Below are 26,006 nucleotides of genomic sequence, written 5' to 3'. Positions count from 1 at the left end.
ACGATGCAGTTCACACGACTTTCCGATCTCGACCTCAAGGGCAAGCGGGTGTTCATCCGCTCTGACCTTAACGTGCCGCAGGACGACGCCGGCAACATCACCGAAGACACCCGCATCCGCGCCTCGCTGCCGGCCATCCGCAGCGCGCGTGACGCCGGCGCTGCGGTCATGGTGACGTCGCACCTCGGGCGGCCGACCGAAGGCGAACTGAAGCCGGAAGATTCGCTGGCACCGATCGCCCGCCGCATGTCGGAACTGCTCGGCTTCGAAGTGACGCTGGTCGCAAATTGGGTCGATGGCGTTTCGGTCGCCCCGGGCGAGGTCGTGCTGCTGGAAAACTGCCGCGCCAACAAGGGCGAGAAGAAGTGCGACGAGGCGCTGTCGAGAAAGCTCGCAGCGTTGTGCGACGTGTGGGTGAATGACGCCTTCGGCACCGCCCACCGCGCCGAAGCGACGACCTACGGCATGGGCCAGTACGCGCCCATTGCCTGCGCCGGGCCGCTGATGGCCAGCGAACTGGACGCGCTGTCGAAGGCACTCGGCCAGCCGGCACGGCCGCTGGCGGCCATCGTCGCCGGCTCCAAGGTATCGACCAAACTGACACTGCTGGAAAACCTGGCCGACAAGGTCGATCAGCTCATCGTCGGGGGTGGCATCGCCAACACTTTCCTGCTGGCTGCCGGCAAGCAGATCGGCAAGTCGCTCGCCGAAGCCGATCTGGTGGATGCCGCCAGGCGTGTGATGGCCAAGACGAAAGTGCCGCTGCCGGAAGACGTGGTGTGCGCCAAGACATTTGCGGCCGATGCACCGGCAACGGTCAAGTCGGTCGATGACGTCGCCGCCGACGACATGATTCTCGACATCGGCCCGAAGGCTGCTGCCCAACTGGCGGACATGCTGAAGGCGGCCGGCACCATCGTGTGGAACGGCCCGGTCGGCGTATTCGAATTCGACGCCTTCGGTCACGGCACCGAAACCGTGGCGCGTGCCATTGCAGCATCGAAGGCCTATTCGATCGCCGGCGGTGGCGACACCCTGGCTGCCATCGCAAAATACGGCATCGCCGACCAGGTGAGCTACATCTCGACCGGCGGCGGCGCCTTCCTGGAGTTCCTCGAAGGCAAGACGCTGCCGGCTGTCGATATCCTGCTGCGGCGCGCCCGCGGCTGATACGGCGCAGCACGCGCAAGGCACCGCCCACTAAAACAACAAAGACATCACGAGGAGTTCGTCCGCCATGCACCGTTTCACCAAGATCGTCGCCACGCTCGGCCCCGCATCGAGCGACCTCGCCACCCTGACCCGCCTCGTCGAGGCCGGCGTCGATGTGGTACGGCTCAATTTTTCGCACGGCAAGGCGGACGACCACCGCGCGCGCGTGGAAACCCTCGCGGTCGCCGCAGCCAGGGCGGGCCGCACGGTGGGCGTGATGGCCGACCTGCAGGGTCCGAAGATCCGCGTCGGCAAGTTTGCCGAAAACAAGGTGATGCTCAAGGGTGGCCAGGCCTTCGTATTCGACATCGAATGCACGCTGGGCGACGAGGGCCGTGTCGGCCTCGACTATCCCGAACTGGTGAATGACGTCGAACCGGGTGCCGTGCTGCTGCTCGACGACGGCCGCATCGTGATGGACGTGAAGTCGGTCAATGCCACGCAGATCCACTGCACGGTGCGCCACGGCGGCGAACTGTCGAACAACAAGGGCATCAACCGTCAGGGCGGCGGTCTGTCGGCGCCGGCGCTGACGCCCAAGGACATGGAAGACATCAAGATCGCGGCGTCGCTGAATGTCGACTACGTGGCGGTCAGCTTCCCGAAGAGCGGCGCCGACATGCGCCAGGCGCGCGAGCTGCTGCGTGCGGCCGGGTCGAACGCGCTGCTGATCGCCAAGATCGAGCGCGTGGAAGCCATTCCGGCGCTGGAGGAGATTCTTGACGCGTCCGACGGCGCCATGGTGGCGCGCGGCGACCTCGCGGTCGAAGTGGGCGACGCAGCCGTGCCGGCGATGCAGAAACGCATCATTCGCGTGTCGCGCGAAATGAACAAGCTGGTCATCACCGCGACCCAGATGATGGAGTCGATGATCCACAGCCCGGTGCCGACGCGCGCCGAAGTGTCCGACGTCGCCAATGCAGTGCTCGACGGTACCGACGCAGTCATGCTGTCGGCCGAAACTGCATCCGGCGAGTACCCGGTCGAAACGGTCGAGGCGATGGCGCGCATCTGCATCGAAGCCGAGAAATCGGCCGAGGTTAAGCTGGACCAGGAGTTCCTGACCCGCGTATTCACCCGCATCGACCAGTCGATCGCGATGGCCGCGCTGTTTTCCGCCTTCCACCTCAAGGTGAAGGCGATCGCCACGCTCACCCAGTCCGGCTCGACCTCGCTGTGGATGTCGCGCCTGAACAGTGGCGTGCCGATCTACGCGCTGACACCTGAAGTGCGTACCCGCTACAAGCTGTCGATGTACCGCGGCGTGACGCCGCTCATGATCAAGCTCGATCCGGACGCCGACCGCGACCGGATGCTGGTCGATGCAGAAGCCGAACTGCTGCGCAGCGGCGCCGTGCAGGTCGGTGACCTCATCGTTCTGTCGTTCGGCGAGCCGATCGGCGTACCGGGCGGCACCAATACACTGAAAATCGTCAAGGTCGGGGAGTATCGTCAACTCTCTACCGTTATCTGATCCAGCCAGGAGAAATTGCCATGCCCATGGTTTCCATGCGCCAGTTGCTCGACCACGCCGCCGAAAACGGCTACGGCATCCCCGCCTTCAACGTGAACAACCTCGAACAGGTGCAAGCCGTGATGAGCGCTGCCGATGAAGTCGGCGCGCCAGTCATCCTGCAGGCCAGCGCAGGTGCCCGCAAGTACGCCGGCGAGCCTTTCATCAAGCACCTGATCGAAGCCGCCATCGAAAGCTGGCCGCACATTCCGCTGGTCATGCACCAGGATCACGGCCAGAGCCCGGACGTGTGCAAGGGCGCAATCGACCTCGGTTTCAGTTCGGTCATGATGGACGGCTCGCTGCAGGCTGACGGCAAGACCATCGCCAGCTATGACTACAACGTCGAAGTGACGCGCAAGGTGGTGGACATGGCGCATGCGCTCGGCGTGACGGTCGAAGGCGAACTGGGCTGCCTCGGTTCGCTGGAAACGATGAAGGGCGACAAGGAAGACGGCCACGGCACCGAGGCGACGATGACCATGGACCAGCTGCTGACCGATCCGGAAGAAGCGGCTGACTTCGTCAAGCGCACCCAGCTCGACGCGCTGGCCATCGCCATCGGCACCAGCCACGGCGCCTACAAGTTCACGCGCAAGCCCACCGGCGACATCCTCGCGATCAGCCGCATCAAGGAAATCAACAAGCGCATCCCGAATACGCACCTGGTGATGCATGGCTCGTCCAGCGTGCCGCAGGATCTGCTGGCGATCATCCGCCAGTACGGCGGCGACATGAAGGAAACCTACGGCGTGCCGGTGTCGGAAATCCAGGAAGCGATCAAGCACGGCGTGCGCAAGATCAACATCGACACCGATATCCGCCTGGCGATGACCGCCGCCATCCGCAAGTACATGTTCGAGAACCCGAGCAAGTTCGATCCGCGTGACTACCTGAAGCCGGCGCGCGAAGCCGCCAAGGGCATCTGCAAGCAGCGCTACGTCGAATTCGGCTGCGAAGGCCAGGCCGGCAAGATCAAGGCCATTCCGCTGGTTCAGGTGGCACAGAACTACGCCAGCGGAAAGCTTGCCCAGCAGGTGATCTGAAGACGACCATGGCCGACGCACTGTTCGAATCCCGCATCAACAGCCTGCCGCTGATCGCCCGTGGCAAGGTGCGCGACATCTACGCGATCGATGACGCGACGATGCTCATCGTGACCACCGACCGCCTGTCGGCGTTCGACGTCATCCTGCCCGACCCGATACCGGGCAAGGGCAAGGTGCTGACCGCCGTGTCGAACTTCTGGTTCGGCAAACTGGCGGGCGTATCGCCCAACCACCTGACCGGCATCGCGCCGGAGTCGGTGGTGACCGCCGACGAGCGCGACCAGGTCGAGGGGCGCGCCATCGTCGTGCGGCGGCTCAAGCCACTGCCGATCGAAGCGGTCGTGCGCGGTTACCTGATCGGCTCGGGCTGGGGCGACTATTCGCGTACCGGTGCGGTATGCGGCGTGGCGCTGCCGCACGGCCTGCGCATGGCGTCGAAGCTGCCGGCTCCGATCTTCACGCCGGCCACCAAGGCCGCCGTGGGCGATCACGACGAGAACATCAGCTTCGAACAGACCGAGGCACTGATCGGCCCGGCGCTGGCGGCGCAGGTGCGTGATACCGCGATCGCGCTGTACAGCGCGGCGTCGGACTACGCGAAGAGCCGCGGCATCATCATCGCCGACACCAAGTTCGAATTCGGCCTCGATCCGGATGGCAAGCTCATCCTGATCGACGAGGCGCTGACCCCGGATTCGTCACGCTTCTGGCCGGCCGATCAGTACCGGGAAGGCGTCAATCCGCCTTCGTTCGACAAGCAGTTCGTGCGCGATTATCTGGAAACGCTGGACTGGAACAAGAGCGCGCCGGGCCCGTTGCTGCCGGCCGACATCATCCAGCGCACCGGCGACAAGTACCGCGAAGCGCTGACCCGCCTGATCGGCTGATCGGGTTCCATCAGGTCCCGGTCCGCGTCTCGCCGACCGGGCCGCCCAGCGGTTCGGTCGGCACGAAACCCTGCAGGGTGAAGCAGAAGGTCGCGCCCTTGCCGGGCGTTGCCTGCACGCTGACGCGACCACCGTGACGCTCGACGATGCGCTTGACGATGGCCAGCCCGACGCCGGTGCCCGGAAACTCCTCTGCGCCGTGCATGCGCTGGAACACCCCGAACAGACGGTCTGCGTACAGCGGATCGAAACCGACCCCGTTGTCGCGCACGCAGATCGCCGGCTCGCCATCCTGCAATGCAACGAACAGCTCGATCAGCGGCTGTTCGGCATGCACCGAAAACTTCAGCGCGTTACCGATCAGGTTCGCGAACACCTGCCGCAACATCGCGTTGTCGCCGCTGACCAGCCCGAGCGGCGCGACGGTGATGCGCGCGACCGGATACTGTTCGAGCAGCTCTGCAGCCACCGAGCGCGCCAGCTTGTCCAGCGCGACCTCGGCGTGTGCCATGTCGATGCGCGCCATGCGCGAAAAACGCAGGATGTCGTCAATCAACTGGCCCATCCGGTTCGACCCGCGCTGAATGCGCTGCAGCATGTCCCGGCCTTCGTCATCGAGCGTTGCGGCGGCATGCTCGCTCAGCAGATGGGCGAAACCGTTGATCGCGCGCAGCGGGCTGCGCAGGTCGTGCGACACCGAATACGAGAAGGCCTCCAGTTCGTTGTTGGCCTGCTCCAGCAAGGCTGTGCGTTCCGCGACACGCCGTTCCAGCGACTCGTTCAACTCCCTGACCTGGCGTTCGCCGCGCGCCCTTTCGAGGGCCAGCTGCGCAATGTCGACCAGCCGCTGCACCAGGCTCTCGTCAGAACGTCCCGGCCGCCAGGGCCGGCGGTGACAGATCACCAGTGCGCCCAGCGCAATGCCGCCCGGCCCGGCCAACGGCAACGCCCACAGGGCGTTCAGGCCTTCCTTTGCCAGCGCGGCGCGATGCGCGTCTGCGTCCGGCTCACCTTCCGTATCGGCGATCACCAGCGGCGTCGCACCGGCGCCGGACGGCAGCGGCAGCCGGGCCAGCGCGGCGCGGAAACCGGCGGACAGGCCGGGCGCCACGACATCGACGCTGTCGTCTGCCGACGCACCGCAGGTCAGCACGGCCACGCGGGAATCTTCGTTCAGCAACCCCTCGACCAGAACGGCCAGCCTGGCGTTCACGTCCGCCAGGGGCACGCCGGCAGCGATCCGCGCCAGCAGCTCACGTTCGGCCAGATCGACCTGTTCCAGGCGCTTGCGCAGCGAAATGTCGCCGATGGTGCCGACCACCCGCGTGCTGCGGCCCGCCGCATCGCGCTGTGCCACGCCGCGCACCATGAACCAGTGATAGCTGGCGTCGGCATGGCGCATGCGCACCTCTAGCTGGAATACGTCGTGCCCGCCGCCCAGCAGGTCGTCCATCATGGCGTCCCAGCCCGGTTTGTCCGCCGGATGGATGCCCGCAACGAAATCCTTGACCGGCATGCGACGACCGCCGCCGTCATAGCCCATGATGTGAGACAGCCGCGGCGAGACGTAAAGCTCCTCGCTGCCGTTGATCCATTCCGCCAGCCCCTCGTTCATGCCGCGCAGTGCCAGGGCGTAGCGCTGTTCACTGGCGCGCAGCGCGCGTTCGGCGCGGATGCGCGCCGTCAGGTCGGAGTAGGACGCGACCACGGCATACGGCCGGCTGGCACCGGCATGAAAAAGCGGCTGCGTCGTGACCGACAACCAGCGCACTGGGCTGCCCGCGCGGCCGGTACCGATCACCACCTCGCGCTGCGCCTGGCCGTCGGTCAGAGAACGCATCACCGGATGGCGGTCGTTCGACAGCGCCCGCCCCTGCTCATCGAACAGCTGCGCCTCGGCATGCCCGCCGGGCAGACCGGCGTGCGCATCGTCCAGCCAGGTACAGGCCTCGGCGGCACGATTGCGGGTCAGCACCTTCGCCTGCGCGTCGTACAGCACCACCGATTCCGACAGCGCACCGAGCAGCACGCGGAAGCGCTCTTCGCTGGCGATCAGCGAGCGCTGCGCCTGCTTGTGTACGGTGACGTCGTGACAGACGACGAACAGCGCCGCCCTCCCCGCGAATTCGTCCGGGCGACCGCATACGGAAAGCCAGCGTACATTGCCGTCTGCACGACGCACCGGTAGCTCGACGTCGTCAAAGCCGTGACCGGTCGCCAGGGCAAGTCCGAGGCGCTCCCGGTCATGCGACTGGGCGCAGAACTCGCCCAGCGCACGGCCGAGCAGGCTGTCGCGCGGCTCGCCCGCCAGATCCACCATGGCATCGTTGGCAAAAAGGATCTCGCCGCCCGGCAAGGCACAGACGCAGATCGACAGCGGAATCGCCTGCACGATATCGTGGTCGGCCGAATCGGCCCCGGCAGGCGCAGGCATCTCCGACGGCGTCGCCACTGGCGTGCGGCGATGCACCCGCCGCAGCAGCGCGGCGCAGGCTGCACACCAGATCGCCCAGGCAGCCTGAAGCAGCAGCGCATCGCGCCCGATCCACCACGCAGCCGGCAGCCACAGCGCGAACACGCAACCGAGCACGGCGCCGGACGGGCTGCGCAGGATGGTCGCCGCCTGCAGTCTTGATTGAGGGCTGTCCTTCAAATGCATCCGCTCCATTGCGGCCGGGACATCGGGCAAACCTGCAGACTACCGACTGTCGCGATGCCGAAAGACTGGAACAGAGCAGGCAAGCGTGCGCAATTGCCCGGATGACCGCACGCCGCAGGCTTGCGCTGCGACAATGTGGATTGCGAGCCGCTTGACTACACTATGTTTGATGAACGTTCGCAAACTTCGGGGCCTTGGCGCCAAACTCGCCCTGTCGGCTGCGCCGTTTGCGCTGCTCGCACTGCTGTCGGTCACCCTGACGCTGTGGGTATCGTGGCAGCTCGACGGTGGCGCTGCCGCCGTCAATGAAGCGGGCCGCATGCGCATGCAGGCTTACCGGCTGTCGCTCTTGGTCAGTCGCCACGAACAGGACGCGCTACCGGGCGCCATCGAGGCTTTCGAACACAGTGTCGCGCTGCTGCGCAACGGCGACCCGGAACGCCCCCTTTTCGTGCCGTGGGACGACGCGGTCAGGGATCGTTTCGCGCGCGTGGAAGCCGCCTGGCAGGAGTACCGGACAACCTGGCTGGATGCGCCACCGGTGCAGTTGCAATCCCTCGGCGCCGACACTGCGGCCTTCAGCGCAGACATCGACGCCCTGGTATCCGGCATCGAATCGCACATGTCGCGCTGGACGGCGCTGCTGCATCTGTTGCAGCTTGCAACCATCGCCATTGCGGTACTGGGCGCCAGCGTATTGCTGTACGTCGGCTTCCTGTTCGTGCTGGAACCCGTAGGGCACCTCAAGCAAGCCATCGAACGCATCCAGTCGGGTGATCTGGGTGCCCGGGTCGAGCGTTCGACGGATGACGAGTTCGGTACGCTCGCAGATGGCTTCAACGGCATGGCAGACCAGATCCAGGCCATGTATCGAAACCTCGAAGCCAAGGTAAGCGCCAAGACCGCAGAACTGCAGGAGAAGCAGGAACGCCTCGAAGCGCTGTACGAGGTCACCTCGCTGATCGCCACCGCCCGGTCGCTGGACGAACTGGCGCAAGGCTTCGTCGGATATGTCGCGCGGGCGCTCCATGCGGATGGTGTGGGTCTGCGCTGGTCCGACGAATCGAACCGCCGCTTCCTGATGCTGGCATCGCAGGGCCTCCCCGCCTACATGACGGAGGGCGAGCGCTGCCTGAAGGCACACGAATGCCACTGCGGCGTGCCCGACGCTCCGCTGCAAGCACGTATCATCCCGATCCGTTCGATGACGCCGGGTGGTCTGCAGTACTGCGCCGAGGCCGGCTTTGAAACACTGGTGTCGATACCGGTGCGTCTGAAGGACAGGGTGATGGGCGAGGTCGATCTGTTCTTCCATGCCGAAATCGATCTGTCGCCTTCGGCACGGTCGCTGCTCGAGGCGCTGACCACCCATCTGGCGAGCGGCATGGAAAACCTGCGCCTGACCGCACTGCGCAACGAAGCTGCGGTCTCGCAGGAGCGCAACTTCCTGGCCAGCGAACTGCACGATTCGATCGCCCAGTCACTTGCCTTCATGAAGATGCAGCTGGAAATGATTCGCGGCGCGCTGGCCGAACGGGATACCCTGCAGACGGAGCGCATCCTGGGCGAGCTGGATGCCGGGCTGCGGGAAAGCACAGGCGATGTGCGCGAACTGCTGCTGCACTTCCGCACCCGCACCAATGCCGAAGACATCGAAGGCGCGCTGCTCGGTACGCTGCGCAAGTTCGAACATCAGAGCGGCGTCCATGCAACGCTCAACATGCGCGATCACGGCATACCGCTGCCGCCGGACATACAGATCCAGGTGCTGCACATCGTGCAGGAAGCGCTTTCCAACGTACGCAAGCACGCCCGCGCGAGCCAGGTCTGGCTCAATGTGCGGCAGCAGCCGCTGTGGGTTTTCGAGGTGCGCGATGACGGCAGCGGATTCGACGTCAGTCGTGGCGCCGCCGACGAAACACACGTCGGGCTGCGCATCATGACGGAACGCGCCGAACGCATCGGCGCACGGGTTGAGGTCTTCTCGACGCCGCAACGCGGCACCTCCGTGGTGCTCACCCTGCCGCCCTCGACCGAGCTGTTCGAGCGGGCAACTGCCGCGGAAGCCACCGAATCATGAATGACCGCACAGTGCGTGATGCAGGCCCGCCGATCCGCATCCTGCTGGTAGACGACCACACCCTGTTCCGGCGCGGCCTCACGGCGCTGCTGTCGCGCGACCCCGGGCTGCAGGTGGTCGGCGATGCAGCCGACGCGGGTGAAGCGCAGCGACGTGCCGCAAGCCTGCAGCCGGACATCATCCTGCTCGACAATCATCTGCCCGGCGTCAACGGCATCGATGCGCTGCCGGCCCTGCGCGAAGCTGCGCCGCATGCGAGCGTGCTGATGCTGACGATCAGCGAAGACGAGAACGATCTGGCCGCCGCGCTGCGCGCGGGCGCATGCGGCTATCTCCTCAAGACCATGGAAGGCGAGGCACTGGCCAACGCGATCCACCGTGCGATGCGCGGCGAAAGCGTCGTCGCCAACGAAATGACCGGCAAGCTGGTGGCGGTCTATCGCCAGGCCGCCGCCGCGCCACCGCTCCCCGGCGACGCCCCCGCAGCGGGGTGTGCGCCCGATACCGCAGGCAATGGCGCATTGTCACCGCGCGAAACAGACATCCTGCGCGGTATCGCCCGCGGCGACAGCAACAAGCAGATCGCACGCGATCTGGGCATCGCCGAAACCACGGTGAAGATTCACGTACAGCACATCCTGCGCAAGCTGGGTGTTTCCTCGCGGGTGCAGGTCGCCGTCATCGCAGTCGAACGCGGTCTGACCTGAACCGGACACTCCGCGAAGGGCGTCGCCTGACGTCCCTTCGGCCGGATCCGACCTGCTCGCCGGCTGTGCCGGCTTGACCCTGCGCAACTTCCTGCGCGTTATTCGCCCGATAGTTCTTTCGAACGATGGCGTGCGCGCTCGCCATCGTTCTTCTGCCGCATACCCGACACCCGACGGAAGGATGTTGTCATCCGGGCCGTCTGCCTACCATCGTCGCAACGACAAGGGAGGGTTCGGTCATGACCAGGAAAGGGCAGGCGCTATCGGTGCTCATCGTCAGCACCCTGGCGTTCACCGTGTGTTTCATGGTGTGGATGATGTTCGGCGTGATCGGCATACCGATCAAGAAGGCGCTCGATCTCAATGCCACGCAGTTCGGTCTGCTGACCGCCACACCGGTGCTCACCGGCTCGCTGGTGCGGGTGCCGCTGGGCATCTGGACCGACAAGTACGGCGGCCGCATCGTGATGACCCTGCTGATGGCGAGCACGGTACCGGCGATCTGGATGATGAGCTATGCCACGGAATACTGGCATTTCCTCGTCATCGGCCTGTTCGTCGGTCTTGCAGGCGGTTCATTCTCGGTCGGCACGCCCTACGTCGCGCGCTGGTTCCCCAAGGGCCAGCAAGGCTTCGCGATGGGCATCTACGGCGCCGGCAATTCGGGCGCTGCGGTGAACAAGTTCGTCGCCCCGGCCCTGCTGGTCGCCTTCGGCTGGACCATGGTGCCGCAGGCCTACGCGGCCATCATGCTCGGCACGGTCGTCATCTTCTGGCTGTTCAGCCACAGCGACCCGGCTCACCTCGTGCCGAGCAACGTGCGCTTCATGGATCAGCTCAAGGCGCTGAAGGATCCGCGCGTGATGAAGTATTGCCAGTACTACAGCATCGTGTTCGGCGGCTATGTCGCATTGAGCCTGTGGATGGTGCAGTACTACGTCGGCGAGTACGGCATGGAAATCCGGTCCGCAGCATTGCTGGCCGCCTGTTTCTCTCTGCCCGGCGGCGTGCTGCGCGCGGCCGGCGGCTGGCTCAGCGACAAGTACGGCGCGCACAGCGTCACGTGGTGGGTGCTCTGGGTGAGCTGGATCTGCCTGTTCCTGCTGAGCTATCCGCAGACGCATTTCACCATCGTCACGGTCGACGGCCCGAAGACCTTCGACATCGGCCTGAACGTGTATGCCTTCACCGGCCTGATGTTCATCCTCGGCATCGCCTGGGCCTTCGGCAAGGCCAGCGTGTTCAAGTACATCAGCGACGACTACCCGGCCAACATCGGCACCATCAGCGGCATCGTCGGCCTGGCCGGCGGTCTCGGCGGCTTCGTGCTGCCCATCATGTTCGGCGCCCTGGTCGATCTGACCGGCATACGTTCGAGCGCCTTCATGCTGATGTACGCCGTGGTGTGGGTGTCGCTGATCTGGATGTATTTCACCGAGGTGCGCCGCACACCGCTGATGGGGGGAACGAGCGGTGTGCAGAGCTGATTCGTTGGGCATCGCTGCGCTCACCCCAACCTACGGCGGCACGCCCTTGCACAGGACATATCTTCAGGGGATCGCTGCGCTCACGCCGACCTGCGGCCAATCTGCCGGCGCGCAGGGCTGACACCCAACTTCCGACGAGAGGAACATCATGAACACGAACACCCGCGCCGGCACGCCGCCGCCCGCCCAGGCAGGCGTCAGCACCATCGAGGACTGGCGTCCGGAGGACGAGCAGTTCTGGGAATCCACCGGCAAGAAGATCGCCTACCGCAACCTCTGGATATCGGTGCCGGCGCTGCTCTGCGGATTCGCCGTCTGGGGCATGTGGGGCATCATCACCGTGCAGATGCTCAACCTGGGCTTCCCGTTCGCCAAGGAAGAACTGTTCACGCTGACCGCCATCGCCGGCATCGCCGGGGCCACGATGCGCATCCCGGCGTCCTTCCTGATCCGCCTCGCCGGCGGCCGCAACACCATCTTCCTGACCACCGCGATGCTGCTTGCACCAGCCATCGGTACGGGTATCGCGCTGCAGCACCCGGAGTGGCCGCTGTGGGTATTCCAGCTGATGGCGCTGTGGTCGGGCGTGGGCGGTGGCAACTTCGCCAGTTCGATGTCCAACATCAGCACCTTCTTCCCGAAGAAGCTGCAGGGCACGGCGCTCGGCCTGAACGCGGGTCTGGGCAATTTCGGCGTCACGACGATGCAGATCGTCATTCCGCTGGTCATGACGGTCGGCCTGCTGGGCGGCTTCGGTGGCGAACCGATGACGCTGGTGAAGGACAGCGGCTGGATCTTCGGCAAGATCGCCGCCGGCACGCCGACCTGGATACAGAACGCCGGCTTCGCCTGGGTGCTGTCGCTGGTGCCGCTGTCCGTCCTGTGCTGGTTCGGCATGAACAACCTGAAGACCGTGTCGCCGAACACCGGCAATCCGATCGTCGCGTTCTCCAAGATCACCTATCTGTACACGCTGGCCTTCGTGCCCGCCATCTTCATGCTGTGGCTGTATCTGCCCGCCCCGACCGGTCTCGGCGTGCTGAGCATGTGGGTGGCGATTCCGCTCGACATCATTCTCGCGCTGCTGGTCATGAAGGTCGCCGCCTTCGGCGAAATGAAGGAAGGCGTGACCAGACAGTTCGCGATCTTCAGGAACAAGCACACCTGGTCGATGACAGCGCTCTATATCGTCACCTTCGGTTCCTTCATCGGCTTCTCGATGGCGCTGCCGCTGGCCATCACGGTCATCTTCGGCACCAGCCACGTGCCGGATGCCGCCGGTGTCATGCAGCACACGCTGAAGAACCCGAATGCGCCGTCTGCACTGACCTACGCCTGGATCGGCCCCTTCGTAGGCGCCGCCGTGCGACCGCTGGGCGGCTGGATATCCGACAAGCTCGGCGGCTCCATCGTCACCCAGGTGATTTCGGTCGCGATGGCCGTCGCGTCCGTTGCAGTGGGTTACGTGATGATGCAGGCCTACGGCTCGGCCACGCCGGAACAGTACTTCCCGATGTTCCTCGGCCTGTTCATGGTGCTGTTCTTCGCCAGCGGCATCGGCAACGGCTCGACCTTCCGCACCATAGGCGTCATCTTCGACCGCACCCAGGCCGGTCCGGTGCTGGGCTGGACCTCGGCCGTCGCCGCCTACGGTGCCTTCATCGCACCGGTCGTCATCGGCGAACAGATCAAGGCCGGAACCCCCGAAGTCGCGATGTATGGCTTCGCCGCCTTCTACGCCATCTGCCTGATTCTCAACTGGTGGTTCTACCTGCGCGCCAACGCGTACGTGAAGAACCCCTGACCCGCTTACGCCGCCATCCGGCACGCCACACGGAGAAATACTCATGAGCCATTTTCTCGACCGCCTGAACCACTTCTCGAACCCGAAGGAAAGCTTTTCGGGTGACCACGGCGTCGCCACCGGCGAGGACCGCAGCTGGGAAGACGCCTACCGCGACCGCTGGGCGCACGACAAGATCGTGCGTTCGACGCACGGCGTGAATTGCACGGGCTCCTGTTCGTGGAAGATCTACGTCAAGGGCGGCATCGTCACCTGGGAAACCCAGCAGACCGACTACCCGCGTACGCGCTGGGACATGCCCAACCACGAGCCACGCGGCTGCGCACGCGGTGCCAGCTACAGCTGGTACCTGTACAGCGCCAACCGCGTGAAGTACCCGATGGTGCGCGGCCGCTTGCTGAAGAGCTGGCGCGAGGCGCGCCTGGCGCATGGCCCGGTCGAAGCCTGGGCCTCCATCGTGGAGAACGACGCCAAGCGGCGCGACTACCAGCAGGTGCGCGGCCTCGGCGGCTTTGTCCGCTCGAGCTGGGACGAAGTGAACGAGATCATCGCCGCCGCGAACGTCTACACCATCAAGCAGCACGGGCCGGACCGCATCATCGGCTTTTCGCCCATTCCGGCCATGTCGATGGTGAGCTACGCCGCAGGCTCGCGTTACCTGAGCCTGATCGGCGGCGTCTGCATGAGCTTCTACGACTGGTACTGCGACCTGCCGCCGTCCAGCCCGCAGATCTGGGGCGAACAGACGGACGTGCCGGAATCGGCTGACTGGTACAACTCGACCTACATCATCGCCTGGGGCTCCAACGTGCCGCAGACGCGCACGCCGGACGCGCACTTCTTCACCGAGGTGCGCTACAAGGGCGCGAAGACGGTGGCGATCACCCCCGACTACTCCGAAGTCGCCAAGCTGGCCGACATCTGGATGAACCCGAAGCAGGGCACCGATGCCGCGGTGGCGATGGCCATGGGCCATGTCATCCTGAAGGAGTTCTACTTTCCGGAAACCGGTGAACGCAGCCCCTACTTCGACGACTACGTGCGCCGCTACACCGACATGCCGATGCTGGTGATGCTGAAGGAGCACACGCTGCCGAGCGGCGAAGTCATCATGGTGCCGGACCGCTACGTGCGCGCATCCGACTTCAACGGCAAGCTCGGCCAGGCCAACAATCCGGAGTGGAAGACGGTCGCCTTCGACGACGAGGGCAAGGTCGTGCTGCCGCACGGCGCCATCGGTTTCCGCTGGGGTCCGGACGGACGCGCCGACGAGGGCCAGTGGAACCTGGAAGCGAAGGAGGCGCGCCACGGCAACGACGTGAACCTCAGACTGTCACTGCTCGAAGGCGACACGCCGAGCGGCGAAACCGCGAAGGTGGGCTTCCCCTACTTTGGCGGCATCGTCAGCGAGCATTTCCCGCACAACACGCAGACCGACGTGCTGGTCCGCACCGTGCCGGTGCAGCGCATCGCACTCGGCAAGGCGGGCGAGAAGCGTGAAGCGCTGGTCGCCACGGTGTTCGATCTGCAGGTCGCCAACTACGGCGTGGCGCGCGGCCTGCAGGGTGAGCTGGCCGCGAAGGACTTCGACGACGACACGCCCTACACGCCGGCCTGGCAGGAGCGCATCACCGGCACGCCGCGTGCGCAGCTGATCACCGTGGCGCGCCAGTTCGCGGAGAACGCGCACAAGACGCACGGCAAGTCGATGGTCATCATCGGTGCGGCGATGAATCACTGGTATCACAGCGACATGAACTACCGCGGCGTCATCAACATGCTGATGATGTGCGGCTGCATCGGCCAGAGCGGCGGTGGCTGGGCGCATTACGTCGGCCAGGAGAAACTGCGCCCGCAGACCGGCTGGACGGCACTGGCCTTCGCGCTCGACTGGATACGCCCGCCGCGGCAGATGAACAGCACCAGCTTCTTCTACGCGCACACCGATCAGTGGCGCTACGAAAAGCTGGGCATGGAAGAAGTCATTTCGCCGCTGGCCGACGCAAAGATGTACGGCGGCAGCATGATCGACTACAACGTGCGCGCCGAACGCATGGGCTGGCTGCCGTCGGCGCCGCAGCTGCAGACCAATCCGCTGCAGGTGGTGCGCGATGCGGCGGGCGCCGGCCTGGATCCGAAAGAGTACGCCGTCAAGGGGCTCAAGGACGGCACGCTGAAGATGAGCTGCACCGACCCCGACCACCCGGACAACTGGCCGCGCAACATGTTCGTGTGGCGTTCCAACCTGCTGGGGTCGAGCGGCAAGGGCCACGAGTACTTCCTGAAACATCTGCTCGGCACCAGCAACGGCGTGCAGGGCAAGGATCTCGGACTGGAAGAGGCCAAGCCCACCGAGGTCGTCTGGCACGACAAGGCGCCGGAAGGAAAGCTTGACCTGCTGGTGACGCTCGACTTCCGCATGAGCACGACCTGCCTGTATTCCGACATCGTGCTTCCGACGGCGACCTGGTACGAGAAGAACGACCTCAATACCAGCGACATGCATCCCTTCATCCACCCGCTGTCGACGGCGGTCGATCCGGCCTGGCAGTCGAGGAGCGACTGGGACATCTACAAGGGCTTCGCGAAGAAATTCAGCGAGGTGTGCGTCGGTCACCTCGGGGTCGAACGCGAACTGGTGCTGATGCCGCTGATGCACGACAGCCCGTCGGAACTGGCGCAGCCCTTCGACGTGAAGGACTGGCGGCGCGGCGAGTGCGAACTGATTCCGGGAAAGACCGCACCGAATCTGGTCGTCGTCGAGCGCGACTACCCGAATGTGTTCAAGCGCTTCACCGCGCTCGGCCCGCTGATGGCAAAGGTCGGCAACGGCGGCAAGGGCATCGCGTGGAACACGCAGACCGAAGTGCGGCAGCTCGGCGAACTGAGCGGTCTGGTCACGGCCGAAGGCGTGACCTGCGGCATGCCGAAGATCGAAACCGACATCGACGCCGCGGAAGTAGTGCTGATGCTGGCACCGGAAACCAACGGCCATGTCGCCGTGAAGGCATGGGAAGCTCTGGGCCGGCAGACCGGGCTCGACCATACCCATCTGGCGATACACCGCGAGGACGAGAAGATCCGCTTCCGCGACATTCAGGCGCAGCCGCGCAAGATCATCAGCTCACCCACGTGGAGCGGCATCGAATCGGAAACCGTGTCGTACAACGCCGGCTACACCAACGTGCACGAAATGATCCCGTGGCGCACGCTGACCGGGCGCCAGCAGTTCTACATGGACCACCCGTGGATGATCGCCTTCGGCGAAGGCTTCAGCAGCTACCGCCCGCCGGTGGACCTGAAGACCACGGCCGGCATCCAGGGCATCAAGCCGAACGGCAACCCGGAAATCGCGCTCAACTTCATCACGCCGCACCAGAAGTGGGGCATCCACTCGACCTACACCGACAACCTGCTGATGCTCACGCTGAGCCGCGGCGGCCCCTGCGTGTGGATGAGCGAGGACGATGCGAAGAAGGTCGGCATCGTCGACAACGACTGGATCGAGCTGTTCAACCTGAACGGCGCCATCGCGGCCCGCGCCGTGGTGAGCCAGCGGGTCAAGCCGGGCATGGTGATGATGTATCACGCGCAGGAAAAGATCGTGAACACGCCGGGGTCGGAAATCACCGGCGCGCGCGGCGGCATCCACAACTCGGTCACCCGCATCGTGCTCAAGCCCACGCACATGATCGGCGGCTACGCGCAGTTCAGCTACGGCTTCAACTACTACGGAACCATCGGTACCAACCGCGACGAGTTCGTCGTCGTGCGCAAGATGAAGCGCATCGACTGGCTCGACAACGAAGCCGCGACGGCCGACACGACTCACGCCTGAGGATACTGATCATGAAAATACGCGCACAGATCGGAATGGTGCTGAATCTCGACAAATGCATCGGTTGCCACACCTGTTCGGTCACCTGCAAGAACGTATGGACCAGCCGCCCCGGCATGGAATACGCATGGTTCAACAACGTCGAAACCAAGCCGGGCATCGGCTACCCGAAGGAATGGGAAAACCAGGACAAGTGGCAGGGCGGCTGGGTGCGCCGGGCGGACGGCAGCATCGCGCCGCGCCAGGGCGGCAAGTGGCAGCTGCTGATGAAGATATTCGCCAACCCGCACCTGCCGGAGATCGACGACTACTACGAGCCCTTCACCTTCGACTACGACCACCTGCAGTCGGCGCCCGAAATGAAGGCAACGCCGACTGCCCGGCCGCGCAGCCTGATCACCGGCAAGCGCATGGAGAAGATCGAATGGGGCCCGAACTGGGAAGAGATTCTCGGCGGTGAATTTTCGAAGCGCTCGAAGGACAGCAACTTCGAAGAGGTGCAGAAGGACATCTACGGCCAGTTCGAAAACACCTTCATGATGTATCTGCCGCGGCTGTGCGAGCACTGCCTGAACCCGGCCTGCGTCGCCTCCTGCCCGTCCGGCTCGATCTACAAGCGCGAAGAGGACGGCATCGTGCTGATTGACCAGGACAAGTGCCGCGGCTGGCGCATGTGCGTCAGCGGCTGCCCGTACAAGAAGATCTACTACAACTGGACCAGCGGCAAGGCCGAGAAGTGCATCTTCTGCTATCCGCGCATTGAAGCCGGCCAGCCGACCGTGTGCTCGGAAACCTGCGTCGGCCGCATCCGCTACCTCGGCGTTCTGCTGTATGACGCCGACCGCATCCAGGAAGCGGCATCGGTCGAACATGACCGTGACCTCTACCCGGCGCAGCTAGACATCTTCCTCGACCCGAACGACCCCAAGGTGATCGAACAGGCGCGCATCGACGGCATCCCCGACGCATGGATGGAAGCGGCCCGGCACAGCCCGGTCTACAAGATGGCGGTCGAGTGGAAGGTGGCGCTGCCGCTGCACCCGGAGTACCGCACGCTGCCCATGGTGTGGTACGTGCCGCCGCTGTCGCCGATCACCGCCGCGGCCAACGCCGGCCAGGTCGGCATCAACGGCGAGATTCCCGACGTGCATCAGCTGCGCATCCCGGTGAAGTACCTGGCCAACCTCCTGACCGCCGGCGACACCCAGCCGGTGGTGCGCGCGCTCGAACGCATGCTGGCGATGCGCGCCTACCAGCGCGCGAAGCATGTCGACGGCCAGATCAATCTGGCGGCGCTGGACCAGGTCGGACTGACCCAGGCCGAGGTCGAGGACATGTACCACGTGATGGCCATCGCGAACTACGAAGACCGCTTCGTCATCCCGAGTGCGCATCGCGAATACGCGGAAAACACCTTCGATGTGCGCGGTGGCTGCGGCTTCTCGTTCGGCAACGGCTGTTCGGAAGGCAGTTCGGACACCAGCCTGTTCGGCGGTTCGAAACGCCGCACGATTCCGATCAAGGCGGTGGTCTGATCATGGGACTGTTCACTGCATCCAGCACCGGGCGCATCGCCCACACATTGCGCGTCGCCGCCCACCTGCTGTCCTATCCGGACGCGGCGCTGCGCGCCCATCTGACCGACCTGCGCGATGCGCTGCATGCCGAAGGCGCGCTGTCGGCGTCGCGCATCGCCGAACTCGACGCCTTGATCGAGCACCTCGCCCGTACCGATGTGCTCGACACCGAAGCGGCCTATGTCGAACTGTTCGACCGCGGCCGCAGCACCTCGCTGCACCTGTTCGAACATGTGCACGGCGATTCGCGCGACCGCGGTCCGGCGATGATCGACCTGGCACAGACCTACGAAAAGGCCGGTCTTTATCTCGCACCCGGCGAGCTGCCGGACTTCCTGCCGGCGCTGCTGGAGTTCGCCTCCACGCAGCCGCCGAAAGAGGCGCGCGCACTGCTCGCCGAGATGGCGCACATCCTCAACGCCGTGTTCTCCGCACTGCTGCAGCGGCAGAGCGGCTACGCCAGCGTGCTCGGCGCGCTGATCGAACTGGCGGGCGAAACGGCTCAGGCCGTCACCATCGCGCCCGACGAGCCACTCGACGAAAGCTGGGCCGAACCACTGGCCTTCGACGGCTGCTCGTCTCAAGGCCAGGCCAGACCCGGCGCCGTGCAACCCATCCATCTCGTTCGCAAGTCCTCCGCCACCGAAGGAGTACAACCATGACATCCTGGCTCGACAACCTGCTGTTCGGCTACTACCCCTACATCTGCCTCGCGGTGTTCTTCATCGGCAGCCTGCTGCGCTTCGACCGCGACCAGTACTCGTGGAAGAGCGATTCGTCGCAACTGCTGCGCCGCGGCCAGCTGCGGCTGGGCAGCAACCTGTTCCACATCGGCGTGCTGTTCCTGTTCTTCGGCCACTTCTTCGGCATGCTGACGCCGCACTTCATCTACGAACCCTTCATCGGAGCCGGCGACAAGCAGATCGTGGCCATGGTGACCGGTGGCGTGGCCGGGCTGCTCGGCTTCGTCGGCCTGACCTTGCTGCTGCACCGCCGGCTGAGCGAACCCCGCATCCGCGCCACCTCGAAAACCAGCGACATCGTCATCGCCGTGCTGCTGTGGCTACAGCTGCTGCTCGGCCTGGCCACCATCCCGCTGTCGGCGCAGCATCTGGACGGCAGCATGATGATGCGGCTGGCCGAATGGGCGCAGCGCATCGTCACCTTCCGTGCCGGCGCGCCGGAACTGCTGGCCGAGGCAGGCTGGATATTCAAGATGCACATGTTCCTCGGCATGAGCATCTTCCTGATCTTCCCCTTCACCCGCCTCGTGCATGTATGGAGCGGCTTTGCGTCGGTGTCCTACCTGTTCCGTCCGTATCAGGTGGTGCGCGCGCGCCGGCTCAACCTGCCGGCCGGTCACAATCAGCCGCGCCAGCCCGGCGCCGGCGTCTGAGGACTTCGCCATGACCATCGAGAACCTGTCCCGCGTCGCACGCGTCAATGGCGTGCCGATCAACACCGCCGAAGAGGACCTCAGCCAGGAGGCGCTGCAGCAGCGCGCCTACTCCGAACTGCTTCGACAGGCGGCACAGCACGCCGGCCTGCTGCCGGCCGACGACCCCGCAACGGCGGACGGTGTCATCAGCGAGGCAGCCGCCGACGCGATCAACATGCTGGTCGAACAGTCTGTGCAGGTGCCCGACCCCTCGGACGACGCGTGCAGCCGTCACTACGCGGCGAACGAGGCGACGTACCGCACCGGTGAACGCGTGCGGGTGCGCCACATCCTGTTCGCAGTGACGGAGGGCGTCGATGTGGTCGCGCTGCGCAAGCGTGCCGAAGGCGTGCTGCTGGACGTGCGCTGCCACGACGGACAATCGGCCGATGTATTCGGCCCCGCCGCGCTGAAGTATTCGAACTGCCCCACCGGCGCACAGGGCGGCGATCTGGGCTGGCTGACCGCCGGCGACTGTGCCCCCGAGTTCGCGCGCGAGCTGTTCGGTCACGCCGAAGTCGGCGTGCTGCCGCGACTTGCGCACAGCCGCTTCGGCCTGCATGTGGTCGAGGTGCTCGAACGCGACCACGGCCGGTTGCAAGGCTACGAATCGGTACACGGCGCGGTCGCCGGTGCCTTGCGCCAGCAGAGCTTCGTCACCGCCCTGCGCCAGTACCTGAGCCTGCTGGCCGGCGCGGCCGCGATCGAAGGCGTCGCGCTCGACCGCGCCGATTCGCCGCTGGTGCAGTAGGCCGACATGCCCGACGAGTTGCTGGCCCGCCTGCGCCGCTTCCACGACCACACCTTTCCCGGCGTGCAGGACCGGTTCCAGGATCTGGTGCGCGACGGGCAGCACCCGACCATCCTGTTCATCGGTTGTTCGGATTCGCGCCTCGTGCCCTATCTGCTGACCGGCACCGGTCCGGGCGAGCTGTTCATCGTGCGCAACGTGGGCGCTTTCGTGCCGCCCTACGACATCCGCGCGCAGCACGGACAGCTGGCCGGATTCCACGGTACCACGGCGGCCATCGAATACGCCGTCCTGAACCTGAAGGTGGCACACATCATCGTGTGCGGTCACAGCCACTGCGGCGGCGTGCGCGCACTTTACGAAGGCGTCGGGCCGGACGCGCCCAATCTGAACGCCTGGCTCGACCTCGGCCGCGAAGCGGTGTTGCCCGTGCAGCTGACCGACGAGGCGCTGCGCCGTACTGAACAGCGCGCCGTCGTGCTGCAGCTGGAACGGCTGATGGACTACCCGATGGTGCGCCGTCAGGTCGATGCAGGTCAGCTCGCATTGCACGGCTGGCACTACGTGATCGAGGACGGCGAAGTGCACGTGTTCGACGTGCATCAGGGCGCCTTCGTGCCGGCGTCCAGTTCCGAACACAGCGGCACCGGCCCTTTCCTGCCCTTCGCGGGCGACGACATCAGCCCGGTGGATGCATGGTGAGCCCGGCGCTCGGTCATACTCGCGCCATGTCGAACCACGACCTGCCCCACGACTTCGCGCCGAGCAACCGGCGCGACTTTCCCGGCCGCCGCTGGCTGCTGGTCGCGCTGCGTTCGGTGCATCTGATCGGCGTCGTACTGGTCGGCGCCGCGCTGCTCGGTGATCACGATGCATACCGGCCCGCAGCCGCCGCGCTGATGCTGGTGACCGGCATCGGCCTGTACGGCATCGAAGTGTGGAGCAAGCCGCGCCACGCCGTCGAACTTGCCGGTCTGTTCATCCCGCTCAAACTGGCAGGCGTGGCCGCGATGATCGTGCTGCCCCAGCTCGCCGCCGGCATCTTCTGGCTGCTGCTGGTCGCGTCATCCATCGTGTCGCACGCACCGGCAGCCTTTCGCCACCTGCGCCCCGGCCAACGCAGCTGAACCCCGCTTCCGGAGTCTTCGCGGCGCAGGCGACCCTGTTGGGCATCGCTGCGCTCACCCCAACCTACTGCGGCTGTCTCCTGTCACCCGATACGGGCGCTCCTTCGGGTGTGGTCCATCCCATTGCCGGCGATGCACATCGATTGTCCGTACCCGCCGCCCTTCGCCCGGTACAACACGTAGGTTGGGGTGAGCGCAGCGATGCCCAACTCCGGATGTCATCACCGCACCCCGCTTTGCGGCGCGACACCATCGCCGCTCTGATGCGGGAAGCCCGACGCCGGATCGTCGACGATGTACGACAGACATGCGGGAGAACACTGCCGCGCTTGCGTCATGCACCGGAGCCTGCCGACACGTCCAGGCATTTGATCTGCCCGCACTGACTGCGATCCGGCCTCAGCCGGGCAGAGCGTGCCCGACGCAGCCCGGCTCAGGCATACTCCGGCCACTCCGCAATGCATCAGATAGATTGCGGCAGCGAGCATGAGCCATATCGTGCAGATTTCGAACCCAAGGAGGCAACAGACATGAATCAAGACACCGTATGCACCCTCGTTCCGTACTTCGACGTGCCGGCCGACAAGGTCGATGAATTCAAGGCCCTAGGCAAACGCTTCGTCGAGCGCACGCGCAGCGAACCGGGTTGCGTGCATTACGCCTTTTCGTTCAGCGGCTGCACGGCGCATTGCCGCGAAGGCTATGACAATGCAGAGGCCATCCTGCATCACCTCGAGAACGTCGGCGCGCTGCTGCAGGAAGCGCTCGCGATCGCCTACCTGATCAAGCTCGAAGTCCATGCACCGGAAGCCGAAATCGCGAAGCTGCGCGATCCGCTGACGGCCATGAAGCCGCAGTACTTCGTGCTGGAAGAAGGCGGCATCCGCCGCTGATGCAGCCGACGCGGCCGCCTCGCCGGACGATGGCGGCCGCCGTGCGGACAGCCGGAAGCCACTTCGCGAATGCACGCCTGCTGTCCGTGCTCGCCGTGTCCGCCTGTCTCGCATGCGGCGGAGCCGGCGCGCAGGATCGCTCGTCCGCCAGTCCGGACTCACAGCACCGAACGACATCCACCGCCCCGCTGACCGCCATCGACACGCTGGACGTACAGCGCTACCTCGGCACCTGGCACGAAATCGCACGCTATCCCAACTGGTTCCAGCGCAAGTGCGTCGGCCAGGTGACGGCCGACTACGCGCTCGACAGCGACGGCAGCCTCAAGGTGCTGAACCGCTGCCGGCAGGCCAACGACGAATTCGACGAAGCGAAGGGCACGGCGCTGCAGCAGGGCGGCACGACCTCGGCCCGGCTCAAGGTGAGTTTCGCGCCGGCCTGGCTGTCCTTCATTCCCTTCCTGTGGGGCGACTACTGGGTCATCGACATCGACGCCGACTATCAGCTCGCCGCGGTCAGCGAACCCGGCCGCGACTACCTGTGGGTGCTGTCGAAAACGCCGCGCGTCGATCCGGCACGCTATCAGGCGCTGCTTGAGCGACTGGCTGCCAAGGGCTTCGATATTCCGAAGATCGAGCTCACGCCGCAGTAGGCCGGGTCGGTGCGCCGAGCAGCGCGGACAGTGCGGCCACCCCGACCGGCGCTTCGGTCACCCATGGCACGACATACGTGCGCCGTGCCAGACCGGCGGCAATGCGCGCCATCTGTGCGCGTTCTCCGTCGAGGCGCGCGGACAGCAGCGGATCGCGGGTACCCGCGGCGACAATCGACTTGTTGACCACCCATGCATGCGGTTCGATCTGCGCGCGGCGCAGGTCGTCCTGCAGCGCGGCGGCCTGCGACACCGGGGTCACCTCGGGCAGCGTGACCAGGATGATGCGGGTGTAGGACGCGTCCTGCAGGCGCATCAGAGGCGTCACGAAGTGCGCGCCGGTGCGGCCTTCGTATTCGCGCAGCGTCTGCCGGTGATAGGCGCCGGTGGCATCCATCAGCAGCAGCGAGTGCCCGGTCGGCGCGGTGTCCAGCACCACGAAGGCGCTGCGCGCCTCGCCGACGATGCGCGAGAACGCATGAAAGACGGCCACTTCCTCGGTGCATGGCGAACGCAGGTCTTCAAGCAGCAGCGCGCGCTCCTGTTCATCCAGCCCGGGTGAGCGCGCCGCCATGATCTTGTCGACATAGCGCCGCGTCTCCGCCGCAGGATCGATGCGATCCACCTTCAGCCCCGGCACCCCGGTGCCCAGCGTTGCGGTCAGGTGGGCGGCCGGATCGGTCGTGCTCAGATGCACCGACTTGCCGCGCTGCACCAGGCCCAGCGCCAGCGCCGCGGCAATCGTGGTCTTGCCGACGCCGCCCTTGCCCATCACCATGATCAGCCCGCGATCGCCGGCGGCCAGTTCATCGACGAGCGTTGCCAGACAGTCGGCGGGCGGCGCTCGATCGGCCCCCGACCGCGGCGGCTGCACCGGAAGTGCCGGCGCGTCGGACATCAGTGCGCGCAGTGCCGGCAGACCGACCGTGTCGAATGCGCGCAGCGGCACCACGTCCTGCGCCAGCGCGCGCAGGCTGTCCGGCATGTCGCGCAGCGCTTGGCGCCCCAGCGCTTCGATGGCGGCCGCCACCGGATCACCCGGATCGGTCGCGCGGAACAGGCCGTTGATCACCAGTCGCTGGTTGCCCAGACCGAGCGTGCGCAATTCATCCGAAGTGCGCGCCGCCTCGCCGATGGCGCCGTGGTCGGGCCGCGTCACCAGCACCACAGTGGTCTGGCCGGCATCGCTCAGCGTGCTCAGGGCAGTGTTGAAGCGCGCTTCCTGCATCTTCAATCCGGAGTGCGGGCCGAGGCACGACGCACCGCGGTCGTTGCCGTGCAGGAAGCCGCTCCACGCCTTGGGCAGGCTCAGCAGGCGCAAGGTGTGGCCGGTGGGCGCGGTGTCGAACACGACGTGATCGAAGCCGTCGGCGGTACCGGCGAGCAGGCCGGAGAACTCGTCGAAGGCGGCGATTTCCGTCGTGCACGCGCCCGACAACTGTTCGCGCACGGTCGCGCGTTCGGCATCGGTCGTGTCCGGCGCCATCCGGTCCTGCACCCGCTGCCGATACGATTCGGCCGCGGCATCCGGATCGATGTTGAGCACCGACAGACCGGGCACGCCGGGCACCGGCGTGGCCTGGTTGCTCAGCGGCACGCCGAGCATTTCATCGAGATTGGACGCCGCGTCGGTGCTGACCAGCAGCACGCGCTGGCCGGCATCGGCCAGGGCGATCGCGGTCGCGGTGGACAGCGAGGTCTTGCCCACGCCGCCCTTGCCGGTGAAGAAGAGGTAGCGCGTCGCGCCTGACAGCAGTTTCATCGTCATGGCACGGCCCTCACCGTCGCATGCGCGAGAGCTGCTGGCGGAGCCCCCTCACCTCTTCGATCAGGTCCACTACCAGCGCGGCCAGTTCCGGGTTGGCATCGAAATCGCGCTCCATCGCACGCAACTGTCGGGCACGCACCAGTTCCGCGCTGGCGAAGCGCCACGTCTCGGGTTGCCCGGCGTCCATGCGGCACAGATAACCCGCTTCGACCCGCTCGATGATCCAGCCGGGTTCTGCGGCGCAGGCTTGCGCCAATTCGTCGAGGGTGAGGCGCGCGTCATCAAGCAGCTCGCCGGTCAGGATGTCTTCGTGTGTCATCGCTCAGGCTCCCGCTGTGCGGCGCGGATCGAAGTGCAGGTCGCGTGCCATGGTTTCGTAGAGGCGGCGTGCGATGTCATTGTCGGCCGGCGGCAGCACCACTTCGAGCACGACGTACAGATCGCCGGGCGGTTCACCCGGAATGCCGCGCGATTTCAGGCGCAACTTGCGGCCCGTCTGCGACCCTGCCGGCACCGTCAGGGTCACCGGACCCGACGGTGTCGGCACGTCGATCGGGCCGCCC

21 protein-coding genes are annotated in these 26,006 nt (G+C 65.7%); 17 read left to right on the top strand and 4 right to left on the bottom strand.

Annotation, left to right across the window (positions count from 1 at the left end):
- Positions 1-3 precede the first annotated feature (3 nt).
- The 4 genes from NMQ16_RS08800 (at position 4) to NMQ16_RS08785 (ending at position 4,661) form a co-directional block, all read left to right on the top strand.
- The gene (locus NMQ16_RS08800; RefSeq protein WP_257080194.1) at positions 4-1,170 is read left to right on the top strand and encodes a phosphoglycerate kinase; all 1,167 of its coding nucleotides are present in this window, start codon (positions 4-6) and stop codon (positions 1,168-1,170) included.
- A 67-nt stretch (positions 1,171-1,237) separates the two neighbouring features.
- Positions 1,238-2,686, top strand: a complete 1,449-nt coding sequence (pyk, locus tag NMQ16_RS08795; RefSeq protein WP_257080193.1) for a pyruvate kinase — start codon at positions 1,238-1,240, stop codon at positions 2,684-2,686.
- Between the two features lie 20 nt (positions 2,687-2,706).
- Complete coding sequence (fba, locus tag NMQ16_RS08790) at positions 2,707-3,771, top strand: class II fructose-bisphosphate aldolase (RefSeq protein ID WP_257080192.1); 1,065 nt, start codon at positions 2,707-2,709, stop codon at positions 3,769-3,771.
- 8 nt (positions 3,772-3,779) lie between these two features.
- Positions 3,780-4,661, top strand: coding sequence for a phosphoribosylaminoimidazolesuccinocarboxamide synthase (locus NMQ16_RS08785; protein ID WP_257080191.1), 882 nt, complete (start codon positions 3,780-3,782; stop codon positions 4,659-4,661).
- Between the two features lie 10 nt (positions 4,662-4,671).
- Here NMQ16_RS08785 and NMQ16_RS08780 read toward each other — a convergent pair whose 3' ends face one another.
- The gene (locus NMQ16_RS08780) at positions 4,672-7,320 is read right to left on the bottom strand and encodes an ATP-binding protein (RefSeq protein WP_257080190.1); all 2,649 of its coding nucleotides are present in this window, start codon (positions 7,318-7,320) and stop codon (positions 4,672-4,674) included.
- A gap of 169 nt (positions 7,321-7,489) precedes the next feature.
- Here NMQ16_RS08780 and NMQ16_RS08775 point away from each other — a divergent pair, with 169 nt between their 5' ends.
- The 13 genes from NMQ16_RS08775 to NMQ16_RS08715 all read left to right on the top strand — a co-directional run bounded on the left by NMQ16_RS08775 (position 7,490) and on the right by NMQ16_RS08715 (position 23,675).
- Positions 7,490-9,400 carry a type IV pili methyl-accepting chemotaxis transducer N-terminal domain-containing protein gene (locus NMQ16_RS08775; protein ID WP_257080189.1) on the top strand — a complete coding sequence of 637 codons (1,911 nt, stop codon included), beginning with the start codon at positions 7,490-7,492 and terminating at the stop codon, positions 9,398-9,400.
- Positions 9,397-10,107, top strand: coding sequence for a response regulator (locus NMQ16_RS08770; RefSeq protein WP_257080188.1), 711 nt, complete (start codon positions 9,397-9,399; stop codon positions 10,105-10,107). The genes NMQ16_RS08775 and NMQ16_RS08770 overlap by 4 nt, the downstream gene beginning before the upstream one ends.
- 239 nt (positions 10,108-10,346) lie before the next feature.
- Positions 10,347-11,594 (top strand): nitrate/nitrite transporter, encoded by a 1,248-nt coding sequence (locus tag NMQ16_RS08765; protein WP_257080187.1) that lies wholly within the window; start codon positions 10,347-10,349, stop codon positions 11,592-11,594.
- A 148-nt stretch (positions 11,595-11,742) separates the two neighbouring features.
- Entirely contained in the window at positions 11,743-13,398 is a 1,656-nt protein-coding gene (locus tag NMQ16_RS08760) for an MFS transporter (protein ID WP_257080186.1), read from the top strand.
- 43 nt (positions 13,399-13,441) lie between these two features.
- Positions 13,442-17,236: a nitrate reductase subunit alpha gene (locus NMQ16_RS08755; RefSeq protein ID WP_257080185.1), complete on the top strand. Its 3,795-nt coding sequence runs from the start codon at positions 13,442-13,444 to the stop codon at positions 17,234-17,236.
- An 11-nt stretch (positions 17,237-17,247) separates the two neighbouring features.
- Entirely contained in the window at positions 17,248-18,771 is a 1,524-nt protein-coding gene (gene narH / locus NMQ16_RS08750; protein WP_257080184.1) for a nitrate reductase subunit beta, read from the top strand.
- Positions 18,772-18,773: 2 nt separating this feature from the next.
- The gene (gene narJ, locus NMQ16_RS08745; RefSeq protein WP_257080183.1) at positions 18,774-19,475 is read left to right on the top strand and encodes a nitrate reductase molybdenum cofactor assembly chaperone; all 702 of its coding nucleotides are present in this window, start codon (positions 18,774-18,776) and stop codon (positions 19,473-19,475) included.
- Complete coding sequence (narI, locus tag NMQ16_RS08740) at positions 19,472-20,209, top strand: respiratory nitrate reductase subunit gamma (protein ID WP_257080182.1); 738 nt, start codon at positions 19,472-19,474, stop codon at positions 20,207-20,209. The genes narJ and narI overlap by 4 nt, the downstream gene beginning before the upstream one ends.
- A 10-nt stretch (positions 20,210-20,219) precedes the next feature.
- A complete protein-coding gene (locus tag NMQ16_RS08735; protein WP_257080181.1) occupies positions 20,220-21,002 on the top strand; it encodes a peptidylprolyl isomerase in 783 nt (260 codons plus the stop codon).
- Between the two features lie 6 nt (positions 21,003-21,008).
- Entirely contained in the window at positions 21,009-21,704 is a 696-nt protein-coding gene (locus tag NMQ16_RS08730) for a carbonic anhydrase (protein ID WP_257080180.1), read from the top strand.
- Positions 21,705-21,730: 26 nt separating this feature from the next.
- Positions 21,731-22,129 (top strand): hypothetical protein, encoded by a 399-nt coding sequence (locus tag NMQ16_RS08725; protein ID WP_257080179.1) that lies wholly within the window; start codon positions 21,731-21,733, stop codon positions 22,127-22,129.
- 530 nt (positions 22,130-22,659) lie between these two features.
- A complete protein-coding gene (locus tag NMQ16_RS08720; protein WP_257080178.1) occupies positions 22,660-23,022 on the top strand; it encodes a putative quinol monooxygenase in 363 nt (120 codons plus the stop codon).
- 41 nt (positions 23,023-23,063) lie between these two features.
- Positions 23,064-23,675 carry a lipocalin family protein gene (locus NMQ16_RS08715; protein WP_257080177.1) on the top strand — a complete coding sequence of 204 codons (612 nt, stop codon included), beginning with the start codon at positions 23,064-23,066 and terminating at the stop codon, positions 23,673-23,675.
- Here the strand turns inward: NMQ16_RS08715 and arsA are convergent.
- The 3 genes from arsA to NMQ16_RS08700 all read right to left on the bottom strand — a co-directional run.
- Positions 23,662-25,443, bottom strand: a complete 1,782-nt coding sequence (arsA, locus tag NMQ16_RS08710; RefSeq protein WP_306441756.1) for an arsenical pump-driving ATPase — start codon at positions 25,441-25,443, stop codon at positions 23,662-23,664. The genes NMQ16_RS08715 and arsA overlap by 14 nt on opposite strands.
- 10 nt (positions 25,444-25,453) lie before the next feature.
- Positions 25,454-25,762: a chaperone modulator CbpM gene (locus tag NMQ16_RS08705; protein WP_257080176.1), complete on the bottom strand. Its 309-nt coding sequence runs from the start codon at positions 25,760-25,762 to the stop codon at positions 25,454-25,456.
- Between the two features lie 3 nt (positions 25,763-25,765).
- Positions 25,766-26,006, bottom strand: a 241-nt coding sequence (locus tag NMQ16_RS08700) for a DnaJ C-terminal domain-containing protein (RefSeq protein WP_373566770.1), incomplete at its 5' end; no start/stop codon positions are given.

Source organism: Methyloversatilis sp. XJ19-49 (assembly GCF_024580145.1).
In the GTDB taxonomy this organism is placed as follows: domain Bacteria; phylum Pseudomonadota; class Gammaproteobacteria; order Burkholderiales; family Rhodocyclaceae; genus Methyloversatilis.
This window is presented reverse-complemented; position numbering and strand designations above follow the sequence as displayed.